The sequence below is a fragment of the Gilvimarinus gilvus genome, assembly GCF_030518155.1.
Taxonomy (GTDB): Bacteria; Pseudomonadota; Gammaproteobacteria; order Pseudomonadales; family Cellvibrionaceae; genus Gilvimarinus; species Gilvimarinus gilvus.
The window spans coordinates 1-340 of sequence record NZ_JAULRU010000693.1 but is presented as its reverse complement, the minus strand read 5'-3'; the positions used below and the strand labels follow the sequence as shown (position 1 = coordinate 340).

Annotated in this window: 1 protein-coding gene; it reads right to left on the bottom strand. The window is 31.5% G+C overall.

The genetic code is table 11. The annotated features are described in order from the left end of the window. A partial coding sequence (locus QWI17_RS17365; RefSeq protein WP_302723787.1) for an EpsG family protein occupies window positions 1–340 on the bottom strand: 340 nt, incomplete at both ends.

Genomic DNA, 340 nt, shown 5'->3' with positions numbered 1-340 from the left:
TGTAATACAAATCAAAAACTTTATTAGGTTACGATCGATTACATAACGTATAGAATAAAGTGCAATTGCATTTGCTAATCCTTGCCTAATATGTACATGCTCTTCGAACATAAAATTCGGCATCGCATAAATAAATAATACTAAAAAAGGAAATCCTCCGTATTTATAGAAAGTTGTTGTCTTTAGAATAAGAGAAGTTGTTGCAACTATTAAAGTAAGCATCCCAAAATCAAAACCATAATCAACAAGTATTTTATTCAGGCCTAAATATCCTTTCTCCATACCTGCCATATAGGCAAAACGACCAAACTCTGACCAATTTACATAAGCCAATGCATTA